General features: G+C 51.4%; 1 protein-coding gene. It reads right to left on the reverse strand.

Annotated features, from left to right (window positions below; translation table 11 throughout):
• Window positions 1-338: 338 nt before the first annotated feature.
• The coding region (locus tag ZRA01_RS20715; protein WP_218028784.1) for a hypothetical protein at window positions 339-780 on the reverse strand (442 nt) is incomplete at its 5' end.

A 780-nucleotide genomic window follows, 5' to 3' on the forward strand; every position in this document is an offset into this window, starting at 1 on the left:
GACGAACTTTGCGACCATCAGCCGGGCGGGCCGCCCAGACGCTGCGCCGTGAAGCCACAGTGGTAGGCTCGGCCGCAGTCTTCCAGGCCAATCACCGAGCCTGCCGACAGCGTGCCGAGCCAGGTGAGAAAGCCCACTCGATTGAACTCATGCAGTTCCACAATTCGCCATGGAGGCCACGAAAACGTTTTTTGCCAGATCCACATCAATCGGCGTAGCATCCATTTCGACTTCCCTCTTCGCCATTCAGATTGCGCTTCAGCAATTTAATCTTGGCACTTCGATGCCGGGTGGTGAGCCCATCGGGCGGGTGAGGGAAGTCCTTTTTAGTCTTAAGCTTAACCTTCTGTCTTTATCGGGGATAAACGGCCATTTACATTGCGGCAGCCATATTCAGGGGTGAATACTTGGCTGCTCCTCAACCAAGCCTCAGATGCAAAACCTTGTAGTTGAGCATTTACGGCAATCTTGATCATTGGTTGCCTCGTTTCAATTACAGGTCCGCAGAATGTATCATCGCCGATCTTCAGTGCTTTTCGAAATTTATTCTGCCTGGCTGCTTCATTAGCAATCAGCTGACGTTGTTGTTCGACCGCAATCCGTTGTTGCTCGGCCGCAATCTTTTCGTGCTTGAGCCGCTCCACTTTGGCGCGCTCGTCTTCCTTTTGTCGCTCTTCTGCTGCGATTTTATTTTTCTTAAGCTTTTCCGCATACAGTGGCGCCAGTCTTACGGCGTCTTCGGCTAGTGCGGAAGAAAATTCTTTGTATTGTTCTTCATAG

The sequence above is a fragment of the Zoogloea ramigera genome (assembly GCF_006539865.1).
Taxonomy (GTDB): Bacteria; Pseudomonadota; Gammaproteobacteria; order Burkholderiales; family Rhodocyclaceae; genus Zoogloea; species Zoogloea ramigera.